The organism is Anaeromyxobacter sp. Red801, from assembly GCF_049201065.2.
GTDB lineage: Bacteria > Myxococcota > Myxococcia > Myxococcales > Anaeromyxobacteraceae > Anaeromyxobacter.
In genome coordinates this window covers 901,761-917,944 of the sequence record NZ_CM181236.1, presented here as the reverse complement: position 1 = coordinate 917,944, position 16,184 = coordinate 901,761, and the positions used below count along the sequence as shown (strand labels likewise).

At 68.7% G+C, this 16,184-nt stretch carries 19 protein-coding genes; 15 read left to right on the top strand and 4 right to left on the bottom strand.

Annotated features, from left to right (window positions below; all coding sequences use genetic code 11):
• The first annotated feature begins 52 nt into the window (after positions 1-52).
• From curA to ACOQFB_RS04230, 5 genes are all read left to right on the top strand, one after another.
• On the top strand, positions 53-1,081 hold the full coding sequence (curA, locus tag ACOQFB_RS04250) for an NADPH-dependent curcumin/dihydrocurcumin reductase (protein WP_421608739.1): 1,029 nt from the start codon (positions 53-55) through the stop codon (positions 1,079-1,081).
• Between the two features lie 110 nt (positions 1,082-1,191).
• Complete coding sequence (locus ACOQFB_RS04245; RefSeq protein WP_059435863.1) at positions 1,192-1,665, top strand: VOC family protein; 474 nt, start codon at positions 1,192-1,194, stop codon at positions 1,663-1,665.
• Between the two features lie 43 nt (positions 1,666-1,708).
• Positions 1,709-2,323 (top strand): dihydrofolate reductase family protein, encoded by a 615-nt coding sequence (locus ACOQFB_RS04240; protein ID WP_421608738.1) that lies wholly within the window; start codon positions 1,709-1,711, stop codon positions 2,321-2,323.
• A gap of 82 nt (positions 2,324-2,405) precedes the next feature.
• Entirely contained in the window at positions 2,406-2,987 is a 582-nt protein-coding gene (locus ACOQFB_RS04235) for a DUF1801 domain-containing protein (protein ID WP_421608737.1), read from the top strand.
• Positions 2,988-2,994: 7 nt separating this feature from the next.
• Positions 2,995-3,543, top strand: a complete 549-nt coding sequence (locus tag ACOQFB_RS04230; RefSeq protein WP_421608736.1) for a dihydrofolate reductase family protein — start codon at positions 2,995-2,997, stop codon at positions 3,541-3,543.
• Between the two features lie 179 nt (positions 3,544-3,722).
• On the opposite strand, the gene ACOQFB_RS04225 is transcribed toward ACOQFB_RS04230, so the two are convergent.
• The gene (locus ACOQFB_RS04225) at positions 3,723-4,109 is read right to left on the bottom strand and encodes a DUF2200 domain-containing protein (RefSeq protein WP_421608735.1); all 387 of its coding nucleotides are present in this window, start codon (positions 4,107-4,109) and stop codon (positions 3,723-3,725) included.
• Between the two features lie 188 nt (positions 4,110-4,297).
• Between ACOQFB_RS04225 and ACOQFB_RS04220 the strand changes: the two genes are divergently transcribed.
• The 6 genes from ACOQFB_RS04220 (at position 4,298) to ACOQFB_RS04195 (ending at position 10,386) form a co-directional block, all read left to right on the top strand.
• Positions 4,298-4,759, top strand: a complete 462-nt coding sequence (locus tag ACOQFB_RS04220; protein ID WP_059435868.1) for a nuclear transport factor 2 family protein — start codon at positions 4,298-4,300, stop codon at positions 4,757-4,759.
• A 97-nt stretch (positions 4,760-4,856) separates the two neighbouring features.
• Entirely contained in the window at positions 4,857-5,441 is a 585-nt protein-coding gene (locus ACOQFB_RS04215) for a TetR/AcrR family transcriptional regulator (RefSeq protein WP_059435869.1), read from the top strand.
• Between the two features lie 98 nt (positions 5,442-5,539).
• A complete protein-coding gene (locus ACOQFB_RS04210) occupies positions 5,540-6,043 on the top strand; it encodes a hypothetical protein (protein WP_059435870.1) in 504 nt (167 codons plus the stop codon).
• Between the two features lie 120 nt (positions 6,044-6,163).
• Complete coding sequence (locus tag ACOQFB_RS04205) at positions 6,164-7,549, top strand: sigma-54 interaction domain-containing protein (protein ID WP_421608734.1); 1,386 nt, start codon at positions 6,164-6,166, stop codon at positions 7,547-7,549.
• A gap of 271 nt (positions 7,550-7,820) precedes the next feature.
• Entirely contained in the window at positions 7,821-9,290 is a 1,470-nt protein-coding gene (locus tag ACOQFB_RS04200) for a hypothetical protein (RefSeq protein WP_421608733.1), read from the top strand.
• An 88-nt stretch (positions 9,291-9,378) separates the two neighbouring features.
• Positions 9,379-10,386 carry a prenyltransferase/squalene oxidase repeat-containing protein gene (locus tag ACOQFB_RS04195; RefSeq protein ID WP_421608732.1) on the top strand — a complete coding sequence of 336 codons (1,008 nt, stop codon included), beginning with the start codon at positions 9,379-9,381 and terminating at the stop codon, positions 10,384-10,386.
• Between the two features lie 229 nt (positions 10,387-10,615).
• On the opposite strand, the gene ACOQFB_RS04190 is transcribed toward ACOQFB_RS04195, so the two are convergent.
• A complete protein-coding gene (locus ACOQFB_RS04190; RefSeq protein ID WP_421608731.1) occupies positions 10,616-10,918 on the bottom strand; it encodes an addiction module antidote protein in 303 nt (100 codons plus the stop codon).
• Between the two features lie 9 nt (positions 10,919-10,927).
• On the bottom strand, positions 10,928-11,218 hold the full coding sequence (locus ACOQFB_RS04185; RefSeq protein ID WP_421608730.1) for a type II toxin-antitoxin system RelE/ParE family toxin: 291 nt from the start codon (positions 11,216-11,218) through the stop codon (positions 10,928-10,930).
• A gap of 536 nt (positions 11,219-11,754) precedes the next feature.
• On the opposite strand from ACOQFB_RS04185, the gene ACOQFB_RS04180 reads away from it, so the two are divergent.
• The 3 genes from ACOQFB_RS04180 to ACOQFB_RS04170 all read left to right on the top strand — a co-directional run bounded on the left by ACOQFB_RS04180 (position 11,755) and on the right by ACOQFB_RS04170 (position 14,862).
• Entirely contained in the window at positions 11,755-13,359 is a 1,605-nt protein-coding gene (locus tag ACOQFB_RS04180) for a hypothetical protein (protein WP_421608729.1), read from the top strand.
• Between the two features lie 134 nt (positions 13,360-13,493).
• Positions 13,494-14,591: a hypothetical protein gene (locus tag ACOQFB_RS04175; protein ID WP_494492465.1), complete on the top strand. Its 1,098-nt coding sequence runs from the start codon at positions 13,494-13,496 to the stop codon at positions 14,589-14,591.
• A gap of 34 nt (positions 14,592-14,625) precedes the next feature.
• Positions 14,626-14,862: a hypothetical protein gene (locus ACOQFB_RS04170; RefSeq protein ID WP_421608727.1), complete on the top strand. Its 237-nt coding sequence runs from the start codon at positions 14,626-14,628 to the stop codon at positions 14,860-14,862.
• A 167-nt stretch (positions 14,863-15,029) separates the two neighbouring features.
• Here ACOQFB_RS04170 and ACOQFB_RS04165 read toward each other — a convergent pair whose 3' ends face one another.
• Positions 15,030-15,200, bottom strand: a complete 171-nt coding sequence (locus ACOQFB_RS04165) for a hypothetical protein (RefSeq protein WP_421608726.1) — start codon at positions 15,198-15,200, stop codon at positions 15,030-15,032.
• Between the two features lie 200 nt (positions 15,201-15,400).
• On the opposite strand from ACOQFB_RS04165, the gene ACOQFB_RS04160 reads away from it, so the two are divergent.
• On the top strand, positions 15,401-16,099 hold the full coding sequence (locus tag ACOQFB_RS04160; protein WP_421608725.1) for a tyrosine-type recombinase/integrase: 699 nt from the start codon (positions 15,401-15,403) through the stop codon (positions 16,097-16,099).
• Positions 16,100-16,184 lie beyond the last annotated feature (85 nt).

Sequence of the window (16,184 nt, the reverse complement as noted above, 5' to 3'; positions counted from 1 at the left end):
CGCCAGCGCACCCCATCCAGACCTCGCATCACGCCGCCCCGGGAGACACGCCATGCCGCAGAGCCCCGCCGTCAACCGCCGCATCGTGCTCGCCGCCCGCCCGCGCGGCGCGCCGACGGCGCAGGACTTCCGCCTCGAGCAGGTCCCCGTGCCGGCGCCCGCCGACGGGCAGGTGCTGCTTCGCACGGTCTACCTGTCGCTCGATCCCTACATGCGGGGCCGCATGAGCGAGGGCCCCTCCTACGCCCCCCCGCTGGCGCTCGGGGACACGATGGTGGGCGGCACGGTGAGCCGCGTGGTGGCCTCCAGGCACCCGGGCGTCCGCGAGGGCGAGCTGGTGGCCGGCGCCGCCGGCTGGCAGGACTACGCGCTGTCCGACGGCCAGGGCCTGACGCCGATCGGCGACGGCGCCCATCCCTCGTACGCCTTGAGCGTGCTCGGCATGCCCGGCTTCACCGCGTACCACGGCCTGCTGAACATCGGCGCGCCGAGGCCCGGCGAGACCGTGGTGGTGGCCGCCGCCAGCGGCGCGGTCGGCGCGGTGGTGGGCCAGATCGCCCGGCTCCGGGGCGCGCGCGTGGTCGGCATCGCGGGCGGCGACGAGAAGCGCCGGTACGTCACCGAGGAGCTCGGCTTCGACCTCTGCCTCGACCGCCACGACCCGCACCTGGCACGGCAGCTCGCCGAGGCGTGCCCCGACGGCATCGACGTCTACTTCGAGAACGTCGGGGGCGCGGTGCTCGACGCCGTGCTGCCGCTCCTGCGCGAGGGCGCGCGCGTCCCGGTCTGCGGGGGGATCGCGCACTACAACGACGAGGCGCCGCCGCCCGGCCCGGACCGCCTGCCGATGCTGATGGCGCTCGTGCTGCGCAAGCGCGTCCGCCTCCAGGGCTTCATCATCCTCGACCACTACGCGGACGGCTACGCGCCGTTCCTGCGCGACATGAGCGCGTGGGTCGCCGAGGGCAAGGTGAAGCTGCGGGAGGACCTCGTCGCCGGGCTGGAGAACGCGCCGGCGGCGCTCATCGGCCTGCTCGAGGGCAGGAACTTCGGCAAGGTGGTCGTCCGCGTCGCAGATTGAAGCTGCTCGCGCCGAACCATCCCGCATGGGGCGCGATCGATGAGGTCTCCCCCGCCGCCAGGTCCATCGAGCGGCACCCCGCAGACACCACGAAACCGGAGGACGCGCACATGACGAAGAACACGATCTGTCTCTGGTACGACAAGGACGCCGAGGCCGCGGCCCGCTTCTACGCCAAGACCTTCCCGGACAGCGCGGTCGGCCGGATCATCCGCGCGCCGAGCGACTCTCCGAGCGGCAAGAAGGGCGACGTGCTGGTGGTCGAGTTCACGGTCGCCGGGGTGCACTGCGTCGGCCTGAACGGCGGTCCCGCGTTCAAGCAGAGCGAGGCGTTCTCGTTCCAGATCTCGACCGAGGATCAGGCGGAGACCGATCGGTACTGGGACGCGATCGTCGGCAACGGCGGCCAGGAGAGCGCGTGCGGCTGGTGCAAGGACCGGTGGGGCGTGTCGTGGCAGATCACGCCGCGGGTGCTGATGGAGGCGCTCCAGGCCGGCGGTGAGGAAGCGCGGCGCGCGTTCGAGGCGATGATGCCGATGTCGAAGATCGACGTGGCCAAGATCGAGGCCGCGCGGCGCGGGTGACGTCGTCCCGGCCAGCGTTCGTGGTGGTGATGGAGGTCGAGCCATGCCCAGGATCGTCGTGAACGCGTTCCTGACCCTGGACGGCGTCATGCAGGCGCCCGGCGGTCCGGACGAGGACCGCGAGAGTGGCTTCGTGCACGGAGGCTGGCAGGCGCCCTACGACGACGAGCTCGGGGGGCGGCTGGTCACCGAGGGCATGGGCGACGCCGACGGGTTCCTGCTCGGGCGCAAGACCTACGACATCTTCGCGAGCTACTGGCCGAAGGTGACCGACCCCGCGAACCCCGTGGCGACCCCGCTCAATGGGCGCCCGAAGTACGTGGTGTCGCGCACCCTCGAGCGCGTCACCTGGAACAACTCCCGCCTGATCGAGGGCGACGTGGTCGCCGAGCTCCGGAAGCTGCGCGCGCAGCCGGGCCGGACCGTCCACACCTGGGGCAGCACCGAGCTGCTCCAGACGCTCCAGCAGCACGACCTCGTGGACGAGTACCGGCTGTTCATCTTCCCGCTGGTGCTCGGCACCGGCAAGCGCCTCTTCGGCAGCGGCACGGTGCCGCTGGCGCTCCGGCCGCTCGAGTCGGTCACGACCGCGAAGGGCGCGACGTACCTCCGCCTCGAGCGCGCCGGGAAGCCGGAGTACGGGCGGATGGGCGCGTAGATACGCCCCGAGTGCGGGTCCCCCTACGCGCGGCCTCCTCGAACGAAGATACTTCGCCGTCGAAACCCTCCCAGGAGAGCGCATGGACAGCAGCGCGGTCGCGAGGAAGGCATCGAGGACGCGGAAGGCGAAGGCCGCAGGAAGGAAGGCGGCAGTCACGAGGAAGCGGAGGGCGGCGGGCAGCAAGGCCGCCGTCACGCGCAAGCGACGAGCGGCCGCGCACAAAGCGGCCGCGACCAAGAGAGCGGGTGCCTCCGCGGCCCGGAAGCCGGTCCTGCTCTCCGGCGGCAACCCGCAGATCGCGAAGGCCGACGGCGACGCGCCCGTGCAGGCGTACCTGGCGGCGCTGCCGGGCTGGAAGCGCGAGGTCGGGCAGCGCCTCGACGCGCTCATCACCCGGACCGTGCCCGGGGTGCGGAAGGCGGTGAAGTGGAACTCCCCGTTCTACGGCGTCGAGGGCCAGGGCTGGTTCGTCGGGCTCCACGCGTTCAGCAAGGCCATCAAGGTGACCTTCTTCAAGGGAACGTCGCTGCAGCCCGTTCCCCCCGGCGGCACGGGCAAGGACGGGCGCTGGATCGACGTCCACGAGGACGATCTCGACGAGGCGCAGCTGGCGGCGTGGGTGAAGCAGGCGGCTGCGATCCCGGGCTGGGGCAACGTCTGAGGACGCCATGGGCCTCCTGACCTTCGCGCTCAACGTCACGCTGGACGGGTGTTGCGACCACCGCGAGGGGATCCCCGACGACGAGATGCTCCGCTACTGGACCCGCCGGATGGACGCAGCGGGCGCGATGCTCTTCGGGCGGGTGACCTACGAGCTGATGGAGGACGCCTGGCCGCAGGTCGCGCGAGACCCGAAGGCGAAGCCGGCCGACCGGAGCTGGGCGAGGAAGCTCGAGGCCAAGCCCAAGTACGTGGTCTCGACGACCCGCCGCGACTTCCCGTGGAGCAACACGCACCTCGTCGAAGGCGATCTGAAGCGCGCCGTGAAGGCGCTGAAGAAGGCCACGCCGCGCGGGATCCTGGTCGGCAGCCCCCAGCTCTCGGCCGCGCTCCAGCGGCTCGACCTCGTGGACGAGTATCGCTTCGTCGTGCACCCGGTGGTGGCCGGGCACGGTCCCTACCTGTTCCCGGGCTTGCAGCCGTCCGTGCACCTGAAGCTCGTGGCGACGCGGCGGCTGAAGTCGGGGATCGTGACGCTGCACTATCGCCGGGGGTAGGCGCCGAGCCCCTACCGTCCGGCCGGCTCGCGCTCGCGCAGCCAGTCGGCGAACCGGATCCTGCCCATCGTCCGCCGACCCTGCGGCGTGTCGAGCGCCGCGCGGTAGCCCTCGAGCGTCGAGCGCGTCGACGGTCACCGGCCCCCCCGGCGGAATGACGGGGGTCCGCCGGCCGCGGCTCATGTGCGGAGGATGCTCTCCAGCTTCTTCCCCCTCGCGAGCTCGTCGATGAGCTTGTCGAGGTAGCGGATCTTCTGCATCACCGGGTCGGCGATCTCCTCGACGCGAACCCCGCACACGACGCCCGTGATGAGCCCGACGTTCGGGTTCAGCCGAGGCGCCTTCGCGAAGAAGGTCTCGAGGTCCACCCCGGAGTCGATGGCGCGCCGGAGCTTCGCACCGCTGTAGCCGGTGAGCCACGCGATGATCTCGTCCACCTCCTCCTTCGTCCGCCCCTTCTTCTCAGCCTTCTGCACGTAGAGCGGGTACACGCTCCCGAACGACATCGTGAAGACGCGCGGCTTCTCGTCCGTGCTCGCGCGGTCCTTGGCTCGTTGCGCTGGCATCCGTGATCCCTCGCCTGGTTGGCTCGAGGCGCTCGAGACCATGCAGCAGCTCGACGTGGCCGCGCAAGGTCGGGCGCTGCTCGCGGCGGGGGACGGCGGCCCCGGCGGGCGTCCGCGTTCCGCGTGCGTCGGGTGCGACGCGCAGCTATGGGGGAGCGGCCGCGCACCCCATCGCTCGGAGGACCACCATGGACGAGCTGCAAGCACTGATCGAGCGCCAGCGGATCGTGGACCTGATCACGGAACTGTTCGTCTCGACGGATCGCCGTGACTGGCCGGCGGTGATCGGCTGCTTCACGCCGAAGGTCCAGTTCGACATGAGCTCCCTCGGCGGCGCGCCGCCCGCCGAGGTCGCCGCGACCGAGATCGTGGCCGGCTGGGAGCGCGGGCTGGCACCGCTCGCCGCCGTGCATCACCAGGCCGGCAACTTCCAGGTGCGGCTGCGGGGGGACGAGGCCGACGTGCACTGTTACGCGATCGCCTCGCATTACCTGCCGAACCCGACGGGCCGGAACACGCGCGTCTTCGTGGGCAGCTACGACCTCGGCCTCCGAGCGGAGGCCGGGCGCTGGCGCATCCACGCCTTCCGCTTCAACGCGAAGTACGTCGAGGGGAACCTCGAGCTCGAGAAGGCGGCGGCGGGCTCGTGAGGCGGTGAACCCGCGGGCGCCGCGGGAAGACCAAGGATCGAGCTCAGCGCGGCGAGGGGCCTTGACACGAACCTACTAGTTGGTAGATTACCCGGTCATGGACACCGAGCTTTCCCCCAAGGCTTCCGAGATCGTCGCGTGCGCGCGGTCGCTGCTCGCCTCCGGCGGCTACAACGGCTTCAGCTACGCCGACATCTCGGAGGCGGTGCACATCAGCAAGGCCAGCATTCACCACCACTTCCCGAGCAAGGCCGAGCTCGTGCACACGGTCGTGGTGCAGTACCGCGAGGACGCGCGCGCGGGCATGGCGATGATGGCAGAGCGGACCCCCGACCCGGTGGCGCAGCTTCAGGCATACACGGGCTTCTGGGCAGCGTGCATCCGTGACGGCAGTCTCCCCTTCTGCATCTGCGCCATGCTGGCTGCCGAGCTGCCCGCGATCCCGAGCGAGGTAGCGACCGAGGTCCGCGGTCACTTCTCGGATCTGGCCGGATGGCTCGCATCCGTCCTGGCCAGGGGCGCGGCAGAGGGCGTGATTTCCCTGCAGGCGAGCCCCGCGGCAGAGGCGATGACCTTCATGGCGGTGGTGCACGGAGCGATGCTGTCGGCGCGCGCCCACGGCGACCCGGAGCTGTTCGTCACGATCGTTCAGCCGCTCATGCGCAGGCTGACCTCCCGCTAGCCGACAAGGAAGGAGACAACCCCGCCCCCGCATTTCACTAGATGTGCATGTGCTTCTTTGCCTAATGGCTCTACCAACCAGTAGATAGGAGTTCTATCATGGCTCATCCCCTCTCGCATCTCGGCGTCGTCCACACCGTCATCAGCCTGCCCCCCGTCGTCGCGGGCCTCTACGCCTTCGCTCGCCATCGCACGATCGAGCCGGCGACGCGCTCCGGCAGGATCTACCTCGCCGGACTGGCGCTCTCGGTGTTCACGGCGTTCGGTCTGTCCAGCACGGGCGGCTTCAATCCCGGACACGCCCTCGGCATCCTGGCCCTCCTTGCGGCCTTCGGCAGCCTGCTCGTGCCGCGCTTCTCCTTCCTGGGAAGGCTGCGGCCGTACCTCGCGGCGTTCGGGCTCTCCTTCAGCTTCTTCCTGCTGCTGGTGCCGGGCATCAACGAGACCCTGACGCGCCTGCCGGCGGCGCATCCACTCGCCGACGGCCCGCAGTCTCCGCTGGTGCTCCGCACGCTGCTCGCGTGGCTCGTCACCTTCATCGTGGGCTTCGCGCTTCAGGTCTGGAGCATCCGGTCGCGGCGGCAGGACGCGACCGGTACCTAGGTGGCTCTCGGGCAGCGGCCGCTGGCGGGGTTCTGCCGGGCGTGACGGCGCGAACTACCGTGTCATAGTCCTTATGGGTCAGACACTTCTAGCCAGCGCGGGGCATCATGTACCCCGAACATGGCACCCCAGGCGCAGCCACACGAGGAGGCCTTCCAGGCAGTGACCGCGGCGTTCGCGTCGCTCGGGCGCGTGTGCCTGGCGCTCGACGCCGAGTACCGGATGCGGCACGTCTCTCCGCTGCTCGACGAGCTCCTCGGGCCGGGGGCTGCCGACCGCTACCGCGGCCGCCCCATCACGGAGCTGCTCGGGTGCGAGCTCTTCGGCGTGGAGGGGCCGTTCCGGGCGGCGCTCGCGGCGAGCGAGCGCCGCGAGGGCTGGCGCGCGTGGCTCCCGGACGGCGAGGGTGGACGGCGGCCGACGTCCGTCACCGCAGCGCCGCTGCGCCACCTCGGCGGCGCCTGCGATCGAGAGGCCCGCTACCTCATCGTGCTCCGGCCGGCGGATCCGGAGATCGGCGAGCCCGTCGGCCCGGCTCGCTCCACGGGCTTCGTCGCGCGGTCCCCTGCCATGGAGCGCGTGCGCCGCCTGGTCGAGAGCCTCGATCACTCCGACGTCTCCGTGCTCGTCGGCGGCGAGAGCGGCGTGGGCAAGGGCGTCGTCGCCCAGGAGATCCACGCCCGCTCGCACCGGCGCGAGCGGCCGTTCGTGGCGGTCAACTGCGCCGCGCTCCCGGACGCGCTCCTCGAGTCCGAGCTGTTCGGGCACGTGCGCGGCGCGTTCACGGGCGCGCTGAGGGACCGGACCGGCCGCTTCGAGCTCGCCGACGGCGGCACGCTGTTCCTCGACGAGATCGGCGACCTCCCCCTGCACGTGCAGGCGAAGCTGCTCCGCGTGATCCAGGAGCGGGCGTTCGAGCGCGTCGGTGACAGCCGCACGATCACCGTGAACGTCCGGATCATCGCGGCGACGCACCGCGACCTCCGGCGCGAGGTCGAGGCGAGGCGCTTCCGCGAAGATCTGCTCTACCGGCTGCGGGTCTTCCCGCTCGACATTCCACCGCTCCGCGAGCGCCGCGAGGACGTGGCGCCGCTGGCGCGTCACCTGCTCGCGCGCTCCGCGGCCCGCACCGGCCGCGAGCTGAGGCTGTCGCCGGAGGCGCTGCGCCTGCTCGAGGCGTACCGCTGGCCCGGCAACGTCCGGGAGCTGGAGAACGCGCTCGAGTACGCCGCCACGGTCGCGACCGGACACACGCTCCAGCCGGAGGACCTCCCGTCCGAGGTCACCGGTCCCGCCGCAGAGGCGCCGCGCGTGTCGCCCGACGCGCCGGAGGAGGACGAGGCGCGCGTCGCGTCGAGGCGGCGGGATCCGCCCAGCCGCGAGCGGCTGCTCGCCGCGCTGCAGGAGAACCGCTGGCACATCGGCGACACCTCGCGGGCGCTGTCGATCTCGCGGTCCACGCTCTGGCGCTGGATGCGTGAGCGCCGCGTCGCGCGCTCCTCCTAGCGACGTCGCGTTGCGACCCATTGTCGCGACAGCGCGGGCGTGTCGCCGGCGCCGGCGCCCGAACCTCGCGAAACGACGGGGCATACACCCCATGGCGTGCCCCTTGCTCATGTGACTCCCAGGCGACGCGACCGCGATGCGGCACGGTTCGGAGCCCGGGCGCGTCGTGCGCGCGGGCTTCGCACCGAGCGGGGGACGTGTGCGCGCTCGCCGGCGTCTGCGCACGGTGCGCCGGCGCCAGCGATCACGAACGAACGTTGGGAGGATGCACATGACGAGACGCACCCTCGCCGTCCTCATCGCCTCCGCCGCCGCGCTGGCCTGCGGCGGCGCGACCGATGGCGGCATGGCCGAGACGACGCAGGCCGCGAGGAGCCCGGGCGGCACGCCGGGCTTCAAGATCCTGGCGAGCAACGACCTCGGGATGCACTGCGCGTGTCCGAGCTTCAGCACCTTCATGCTGCTGCCGCCGTACAACACGCTCCGCGCCCAGGTCTTCCAGACCGGGAGCCTCGACCCGGTGCTGCTCGGCGCGAGCAGCCAGTACAAGGTGACCTACGACGTCGTCGAGAACACCGACGCGGGCCTGAAGGCGGACCCGTACTTCGCCAACTGGATCCAGAACGCCCCCAAGATCTTCCCGGGCTTCGAGCCGGTGCGTGCCGACGGCCGCATCCAGGGGCTCACGGGCGCGACCTTGAGCGGCGACATGGACCTCAAGACCACGGCGGCGACGACCTACTTCGAGAAGGCGGGCATCCCGGCCTATCCCGTCGTGACGGGGACGTCGACGGACATCATGACGGACCCGCTCGGCGGGCCGCAGCGGACGCCGTACCTCACCGGACGGATCAAGGTCGTGGAGACCGCGACCGGCAACGTGATGGCGAGCGACGACGTGACGGTGCCGGTCGCCTTCGGCGGCTGCTGCAACTGCCACGTGAAGCTCGCGGGCGAGTACGGGAAGCCCGCGACGCCGGCGGGGTCGTTCGAGACCATGGGCATGCTGCACGCGCGCGACGCCGGGATCGACTTCTCCAAGCTCGATCCCGACGGCGACGGCGTGGGCGGCCCCATCCGCTGCTCGGTGTGCCACTGGGATCCCGCGATGGGCGAGAGCCAGGCGCCTGGGTTCGCGAGCGTCTACCCGAACTACCAGATCCTCGCGGGCGCCACGTTCACGAAGGCCGACGTGCGCGTCTCGCAGCACTCGTTCTCCGACGTGCTGCACCGGTTCCACGCGCAGAGCTCCGCGGTGCTCACGTCGTACGACGCGAACATCGCGAAGAACTGCTACGACTGCCACCCCGGCAACAACGTGAACTGCTACCGCGACACGCACACGCAGAAGACCAACGCGAGCGGTCAGCCGATCTGGTGCACGGACTGCCACGGGGACCTGAACCAGCGGATCGCGCAGAACCAGATGGCGCAGCCGTGGTCGGAGCAGACGCTGCCCACCTGCGGGCAGTGCCATGGACCCAAGTACGGCGAGCTGTCCTCGACCGACCCGAACTCGCTCAAGCTCGGCATCTTCGGCAAGTACCTGAACTCGAGCGGCCACAAGTTCGACAAGGTGCTCTGCTCGTCCTGCCACGGCTCGCCGCACGGGCTGAACCCGTCGACGCTCGCCAAGGACAACGTGCAGAACATCGCGCTGCAGAACGACGCGCGGGCGATCGGCGTGTGCAACACGTGCCACACCGGCAAGTCGTCGTCCTGGGGAGTGCCGCCGCACTAGCGGCGTGACGGGAGCCGGTCGCGGGGGGCGCGTGCCTCCCGCGACCGCGCCTTTCCACGGTCTCTCTCGAAACACGGAGGCGGTTCCGATGACCCGACGGGTCGTGATGGTCTCGGTGGCTGTGGCGGTGGTGTGGGCGGGCTTGCTTGGCGTGCTGGTGCGGCTCGGTCCCCCGCGCCTGGGCAACCCGGCGCGAGGCGCGGCCGCCGGCGGCGCGCCCGACGGAGCGAAGACGCTCGGGTACCTCGAGCAGTGGGCGCGGCGCGACCGATGGGACCGGTTCCCGGAGTCGCCGTCGTTCGCCTTCTACAACCTGTACGCCACGCGCGCGCTCGGCGGAGCGGTCTCGCCGGAGCTCCGCGCGCAGGTGGTCGAGTACCTTCGCTCCTGCCAGGCGCGCGACGGCGGCTTCACCGCCACGCCCGGGACCGGCGAGTCGCACGTCGTCGCAACGCTCTATGCGCTGCGCACGCTCGCGCTCCTCGGCGCGCTCGACGCGATCGACCGCCCGCGCGCCGTCGAGTTCCTCGCGTCGCTGAAGGCGCGGGACGGGGGCTTCCGCGGCCGCGCGGGCGAGGCGGGCGCATCGCTCGGCACCACGTACCACGCGCTCGCCGGGCTCGAGCTCCTCGGCGCGCTCGATCGCGTGGACCGCTCCGGCGCGGCCGCCTTCGTGGCCTCGCACCGGGCCGCCGACGGCGGCTTCGCGCTCCGGCGCGGCGCGACCTCGTCCCCGGTCGCGACGTTCATGGCCGTGCGGTCGCTGAAGCTCGCGGGCGCCCTCGACGCAGCGACGTCCGCCGCCGTCGCGGCCTACCTCCAGGGCTCCCGGTACTCCGGGCGGCTCCGCGAGGGCACGTTCACCTCGCCCCCCGAGCTGGAGGAGGAGGCGCACGTGCTGGCCGCCCTCGCGGACCTCGGGCGCCTGGATCTCGTCAATCGCGGAGAGGTGGAGCGGTTCGTCTCCAGCCTGTACGTCGCGGAGAACGGCGGCTACGGCCCGCGGCCGGGCCTCGGCACGACGCCGCCGAGCACCTACCACGCCGTCGCGTGCCTCGTCGCGCTCGGGAGGCTGCCCTCGCCCGCGGGCGGATAGGGCGGGCAGGCGCGCGAGGCGGGGCCGTGGCCCGCGTTACCTCACGCGGAGGCGAGCCTGGAGACGCCGACCCGCCGTCGAAGCGCTCGACGGAGGACGCCATGGCTCGCTTCCGTCGTGAAACCGGCCAGCTTCGGTGACGACGCGTCGGGCTGCAGATCAGGGTTCCGCTGTCCGCGCTCGACGAGCACCTCGCCGGGCTCGCGCTGACGCGGCGACGCCCCTTCGATCACCCCTTCGCCGCCGCGCCCCGGAGCTCGAGGCCGAGCGCCCGGATGACCTTCATCACGGTGCCGAACTCGGGGTTCCCGCCCGGCGAGAGCGCCTTGTAGAGCCCTTCGCGGGACAGGCCCGTCTTCCGTGCGAGCTGGGACATCCCACGCGCACGGGCGATGTTCCCGAGCGCCGTCGTGATGAAGCCGGGATCGTCGCGGCCCTCCTCGAGGCAGGCATCCCAGTAGCGGGCGATGTCCGCCTCCGTTCTGAGGTGCGCTGCCGAGTCCCACTTCTTGAGCTTGAGCTTGCCTGCCATCGGTTGCTCCTACACCTGTTTCGCCAGCTCCTTCGCCCGCTCGATGTCCTTCGCCTGCGTCGCTTTTCCGCCACCGACCAGCAGGATCACGACCTCGCTTCCTCGCTGCAGGAAGTACACGCGATACCCGGGGCCGTAGTCGATCCGCATCTCCGACACGCCCTCGCCCACCGGCTTGCAGTCGCCCAGGTTCCCGGACTCTGCACGGTCGATGCGTGCCTGGATGCGTGCGGCCGCCTTCCGGTCCCGGAGACGCTCGAACCACCTGTCGAAGACGGGGGTGGTGAAGATCGCCGGCACCTCACCACGTTAACCATGGTTCACACTGGAGTCAACCATGGTTCACGGCTCGCATCCGCATGAGGACCGCGCGTCGCACTCATCTCGTCCGAGATGATGCGTCTTGCGAGCGGAACTCGGACGGCGAGCCCAGCATCGTCACGGCCCGCTGATGCTCGGCGCCCCACCTCGCACGCACGTCCAAGGCTGCACGGATCGTGACTCCGCGGTCAGCGGCGTGGCGCTCCCGTGGCGCGGTCCGATCACGAACCGTAACGACGAAGCCCCCGGGCCCCCAGTTACGCTGCAGATCCGGGGGCTTCGAAAGTCGGGGAGACAGGATTTGAACCCGACCGGCGCCGTTCGGACAACCACGCGACGACCCACGCCTTTTCGTCGTTTTCCCTGTCCAGACAGCCGGTTCCGGGTTCGATCCTGTGCCCCACCGTGCCCCAGCTCTCCCCGCCGTAGCCCCCGAAGTTGAGAGACATTGAGGAGAAGCTGGGCGTCTTCTACGCTTCCCGCGCGCTAGCCACCTGGTGCCATGAGAGGACGCCGTGAAGACGCCTAGAACTCATCCAAGTTTCGCCGTCTTCCCGTACATCTCCGTTGACCGAGACGAGGTGGTCGATCTCGATCCGTTCGTGCTGTGGCCGAACACACCCAGACACTGGGTCTCGATATTCGGCCACGACCACACCAAGTTCCTTCAGATGTACGTCGATGAGCGCGGGCGTCCGGTTGGCGAACGAGCCTCGCTCCTCTCACGGCGCGACAAGTCAGCGGCCCCGCTGGGGGATTTCCGTGACGCAGTAGTGGCCCTCTCAAGCGCAGCGTGGCTACGGGGAGAGCCGGGCGCCGACCGCTGGCTGTTCGAAGCTTGGAGTGCGCCGCGTGACCCCGCTGCAACCGGCTTCGACTACACGTTCGTACGAACCAGTAAGTTCACACGCGCGCTCACGGATCCCGAAACGGAGCGCATTTTTCCGACCCCTTACCTCCGTCCGCTTCGGTTCTTGAAGCACCAGATGGAGGAATTCCTGAACTACGTAGTTCCCGAACTGTCGAAGCCTTCCGGCGAGTCGATCATGACTGCGCTCGGATACTTCCATCGAGCCCGATTCGAAACGCCGTACTTCTCGTCCGATGAGGACGACATCGAAGCGCTGTGGTCCGGGTTCGAGTCACTGTTCGCGTTTCCACGCACCACGACGAAGACTGTTTCGCAGGACTGGGCGACCACGATCCGCTGGGCACGCGCAAGGAGGCGCGCTCACGGCCTCGACGTCCATACGAGACGCGAGATCCTGTATCAGCTCGCGCGGCCTCCACGATTCGCGAAGACCCTTGTGATTCCCAGGAACGAACACCTCGTAGCGTGCCTCAAGTCGGAACTCGGAGCAGACGCATTCCCTCCTGAGTTCTGGGCAGGGGTCACTGCATGGGCATGCCGCGCGTACGAGATACGCAGCGCACACGCGCACGGGGCACGCGTCCCTGAGGCGCAGCTGCGCCTCGATGAATACAAACGCGGAGTGTACGCAATCGGACTAACTTTGGCGCGGAGCATCCTGAGGCTCCGCGCCTGGTCGCACCAGCCAGCGCTCGCGATGCTCGAAGCCATGGAGCGGGATGAACTTATCTCGCTCTTCTCCGAAGCGCCCGCCGTCGTCGGCGCCACCAGGCTGCTCCGCAAGCACGACGCCAAGGACTGGGCTCCTGGAGCTGCCAACGATGAATGTCGTGCGCGCGCGGCCGCGCTCGAGAAGCACTTGAAAGACCTTATCGCGCTGCCGCACGTAACGGAACGGTATCGACACGACATCCGCGTTCGCGATGCCTGCAAGAAGATGGCCCTTACGCTGTCTCGATGGTCGGACAGCTTGTCGAAGAATCCGCCTCCGGGAGCAGACGTTGGAGCTATCGCGATGCTCCCCGGCCTGATCTCGTCACTGTTGAAGGCCCAGACTTCCGAGGAGAAGCTGTACAAGGGGATGAGCGAGATCCTGGTGCGCAATCACGCACACACGCGCGATAGGTATCGGCTACCTGACGGTCCGCCTTCTGACAGTCTGGTTGCCAACGGCACGATCCCGATTTGGACTTGGGTCAGCGGGTTCATCCGACTGTCCGAGTTGCTTGTCGGCTACGAACTGCGGTGAGGGACTCGGGGTGAGAGCCGGGCGAAACGGCGTCAGCGCATGTCCCCGGAAGAGCCCTCGCGAGAACTGCCCGTAGCGAGTCGCGGTCACAGCAGGTCAGAAGAGGATGGACCGATCTTCGGGGAGCGAATGCGATGACCCAGCTACTGCCGTTCGCATTCGACACGATTCACACGCTCGAAGCTCGGTCCAACGTCTTTCTCGAAGTCACCGCGAAGCACTTCGAACTAAGCGATGACCATGTATTCGCTCTGATCCACCTTCTACTTAAACGGCTTCGCGCCGCGCTGTCATCCAAAGGCATCGAGTACGAGCGACTTCGCCCCGCGCTCACGCCGTCCATCGATCGCGACGAGCACGCCTTCGTCTTCGATTCGGCGGAATGCCACTCTTCACTCTACGGCCGAGAGGCCATCCGCACGATACTGCCTCTTCTCGATCGTGACTCGACGCACAGCGTTTTGTGCGGCGACTGGCTACCCTCTCGCGGATCGTTCGCAGAGTGGGCGGAGCTGTCACGCTCGTGCGTGGCCTCGCTCCCTAGCTGCCTCGGCGGCCGCGGCGACACCCTGTACTTCGTGTATTTGAACCACCTGACGCCCACGACCACGGCCCGACTGCATGCCACTTTTCAGCAGTCGTCGTTCTACCTTGGGTACCTCGACCTCACGCTCGCGAGCCCGCTCAAGGCATGCCTCGCCACAACGCTCGTTCGCGAGTGCATCAAACATCGACGCATCATCCTTCGAGCCCACGAGGATGACCGAGATGACAGCGAGGATGTGGACTTATCTCTGTTCGAGTTCGCTACGCTGGGCTTCACCGTGAGAAGTGTGCCCGCGATGCTGTATGGGCCCTTTCTTTCGTACAAGATCGAGCGCCCAGTTCTCAAAGGCGAACTCGATATCCACTTCTCTCTGAATGCGCTCACGCCGGCGCCGCTCGCGCTTCGAGGCTTCGACGTAGTCCTTGAACCGTCGAAGCTCGAGTACTTACGTACCCACAAACGCGGGTCGCTTGAATCGGCAGGCCTACACGAACTCGATCCGCAGGAATTCGCCCGGCAGATCCGCGCTAAAGTCGAGGCGAACTACATATACCGCCTCGCCAGGTCCGCTGACGGAACCACGCTTAAGTTCAACGTCGTTGCCGAGTTCGCTGGAGCGAGGACCGTGTGCGCGCTCGAATACATTCCAGCAGAGCGCAGACTCCGGGTGATTACACTGTACTGACCGACAGCGGTGATGCGTCCTCAGGAGGCGAAACATGGAGAAGGGATTCTGGACCCTCGTAGAAGAGTTCGTCGGGCAGAAGCAGATGCCGGTAACGACCACGACTGCGGTTCTGAAGGCGTACCTCGCAAGTCGAGACGCCACGACATATGGAAGCATCTCCACGGATTTCTTCGAGGACGTGCTCCAGAAAGACGACGGCGAGAACCGTAACCTTGCTTGGCGCGTCACCGCGCCGGTGCCCGGAACTCTTCGATTCGAATTGCGGTGAGCCTCGACCCCAACGGCGCGCGACAGAGCGCCGTCGCAATGCGTTGCTTACGCTGGCGGCCACCCCGGCGGCGGCTCCTTACCTGACATGTCGAAATCAGGGTACACCCAGATTCTACGGCGATCGTATAGCGCCGCGAGGGGTTGGCGCGGGTTCGCGTTCTTGTCTCAGGGCTGAAGATCTCCGTCCCGCTCGCAGAACGCGAACGTTGCATCCGGCTCGGCACCGGTCAGTTCATCCGCTCGACGCAGAACCGCGGCGAGCACAGCCTGATCGAACGGCTTAATGCCGAGGTCCCGCAGGTCGCGAAACGAAAGCTCAACGGAGAGCTTGAGCATCTCGTCGTTGAGCGGAAAGACGTCTACGTTGCGAGTGTCTCGGATACCCGCAAGCGGTCCTGCCGAACGGCGAGCGCTTCGAGGAGCGCAAGAAGTCGCCGCTGTCCGGCAAGGCGGACTCGAAGCGCTTCGCCGAGGACCGGGCGGCTCACGTCGCTCGCTTCGGCGCGCTCGAGGGGAAGGAGGAGACGCGCGCCCGCGTGCCGACGCTCGACGCGTTCTGGCCGCGGTACGTCGAGGAGTACTGCGAGGCGAACCGCCTCAAGCCCTCGACGATCGCGCAGAAGAAGGTCGTCTACGACTACTACCTGAAGGAGCGGCTCGGACCCCGCACGCTGGATCAGGTCCGCGACTCCGAAGTCGCGAAGCTCAAGGCCGCGCTCAAGGACCTGAGCCCCAAGACCGTGAACAACGTGCTCGTGACGCTGAGCACGATGCTCAAGGCGGCGAAGGAATGGGGCGTCCTCAGCGCCGTCCCCTGTACGTTCAAGCTCCTCAAGACGACGGTCCCGACGGTCGGGTTCTACGAGCCGCCCGTCTACGAACGCCTCGTCGAGGCCGCACGCCAGATCGATCCCCGCATCGAGCTGCTCGTGCTCCTCGGAGAGAAGGTCACGGCGGTGCTCCTCGCGAAGTGGATGCGGCGGGCGCAGCGGCGAGCGGGCCTCAAGCCGACCGGCGCTCTACACGTCCTGCGGCACACGTTCTGCTCGCGGCTCGCGATGCAGAACGCGGCGGCGCTCGCGATCAAGGAGCTGGCCGGGCACACCAGCCTGACCACGACGATGCGCTACATGCACCTCTCGCCCGCGGCGAAGTCCGCCGCGATCGAGTTGCTGAACCGGGAAGTGTTGGGAGACATTAAGGAGACGGCCCAGGGGTCCACGAAGAACCCCTGAGCCGTCAGGTACTTAGAATGTCGGGGAGACAGGATTTGAACCTGCGACCCCTTGGTCCCGAACCGGAGTTCGCCACGGTGGACCA

Coding starts and splice junctions, on each gene's coding strand:
- curA (WP_421608739.1), top strand. CDS start 53: ATGCCGCAGAGCCCCGCCGTCAACCGCCGCATCGTGCTCGCCGCCCGC.
- ACOQFB_RS04245 (WP_059435863.1), top strand. CDS start 1,192: ATGACGAAGAACACGATCTGTCTCTGGTACGACAAGGACGCCGAGGCC.
- ACOQFB_RS04240 (WP_421608738.1), top strand. CDS start 1,709: ATGCCCAGGATCGTCGTGAACGCGTTCCTGACCCTGGACGGCGTCATG.
- ACOQFB_RS04235 (WP_421608737.1), top strand. CDS start 2,406: ATGGACAGCAGCGCGGTCGCGAGGAAGGCATCGAGGACGCGGAAGGCG.
- ACOQFB_RS04230 (WP_421608736.1), top strand. CDS start 2,995: ATGGGCCTCCTGACCTTCGCGCTCAACGTCACGCTGGACGGGTGTTGC.
- ACOQFB_RS04225 (WP_421608735.1), bottom strand. CDS start 4,109: ATGCCAGCGCAACGAGCCAAGGACCGCGCGAGCACGGACGAGAAGCCG.
- ACOQFB_RS04220 (WP_059435868.1), top strand. CDS start 4,298: ATGGACGAGCTGCAAGCACTGATCGAGCGCCAGCGGATCGTGGACCTG.
- ACOQFB_RS04215 (WP_059435869.1), top strand. CDS start 4,857: ATGGACACCGAGCTTTCCCCCAAGGCTTCCGAGATCGTCGCGTGCGCG.
- ACOQFB_RS04210 (WP_059435870.1), top strand. CDS start 5,540: ATGGCTCATCCCCTCTCGCATCTCGGCGTCGTCCACACCGTCATCAGC.
- ACOQFB_RS04205 (WP_421608734.1), top strand. CDS start 6,164: ATGGCACCCCAGGCGCAGCCACACGAGGAGGCCTTCCAGGCAGTGACC.
- ACOQFB_RS04200 (WP_421608733.1), top strand. CDS start 7,821: ATGACGAGACGCACCCTCGCCGTCCTCATCGCCTCCGCCGCCGCGCTG.
- ACOQFB_RS04195 (WP_421608732.1), top strand. CDS start 9,379: ATGACCCGACGGGTCGTGATGGTCTCGGTGGCTGTGGCGGTGGTGTGG.
- ACOQFB_RS04190 (WP_421608731.1), bottom strand. CDS start 10,918: ATGGCAGGCAAGCTCAAGCTCAAGAAGTGGGACTCGGCAGCGCACCTC.
- ACOQFB_RS04175 (WP_494492465.1), top strand. CDS start 13,494: ATGACCCAGCTACTGCCGTTCGCATTCGACACGATTCACACGCTCGAA.
- ACOQFB_RS04170 (WP_421608727.1), top strand. CDS start 14,626: ATGGAGAAGGGATTCTGGACCCTCGTAGAAGAGTTCGTCGGGCAGAAG.
- ACOQFB_RS04165 (WP_421608726.1), bottom strand. CDS start 15,200: ATGCTCAAGCTCTCCGTTGAGCTTTCGTTTCGCGACCTGCGGGACCTC.